The sequence below is a fragment of the Rhizobium ecuadorense genome (assembly GCF_001187535.1).
Taxonomy (GTDB): Bacteria; Pseudomonadota; Alphaproteobacteria; order Rhizobiales; family Rhizobiaceae; genus Rhizobium; species Rhizobium ecuadorense.
The window spans coordinates 1-514 of sequence record NZ_LFIO01001714.1 but is presented as its reverse complement, the minus strand read 5'-3'; the positions used below and the strand labels follow the sequence as shown (position 1 = coordinate 514).

At 60.3% G+C, this 514-nt stretch carries 2 protein-coding genes; both read right to left on the bottom strand.

The window, feature by feature from the left end:
- Window positions 1-383, bottom strand: a 383-nt coding sequence (locus AF337_RS33140) for a response regulator transcription factor (RefSeq protein WP_152971320.1), incomplete at its 3' end; no start/stop codon positions are given.
- On the bottom strand, window positions 380-514 hold a 135-nt coding region (locus tag AF337_RS46360; protein WP_152971319.1), incomplete at its 5' end, for an ATP-binding protein. The genes AF337_RS46360 and AF337_RS33140, both read right to left, overlap by 4 nt.

The window sequence follows — 514 nt, the reverse complement described above, 5'->3', positions numbered from 1 at the left end:
TGTCCGGCCCGCTGTCTTTCAAATTGGATGAGAGCGCGATCGATCGCCTCCATCAATGCACCCGTGGTCGAACTTTTCTCCAGAAAATCCTTGGCACCCGCCTTCATCGCCTCGACGCTTGCCTTTATGTCTCCCTCCCCCGTGAGGAACACGACCGGCAATAGCGGTGCCTGCTCGCACAATCGGCGTTGGATTTGCAACCCGGACTGGCCGGGCATCTGGAGGTCGAGGAGAACGCATCCCGGTTCGCAAGTGGAAAGGAGGGCAAGAAATTGGTCCCCGGACTCATAGGTTTCGACCCTGAGACCATGTGCGGAAAGCAGCCTTGCGGTCGCTGTCCGGTAGGATTTGTCGTCATCGACGATATGGACAACCGGTTTCATCTCGATCGCTCCTCCCTGTGGGCGAGAGGCAGGGCCACGCGAAAGACCGCGCCTCCTTCGGGGCGGTTGTCGGCGCAGATGGTGCCGCCATAGGTCTCGAGAATGGCGCGGGCTATGGACAGACCCAGCCC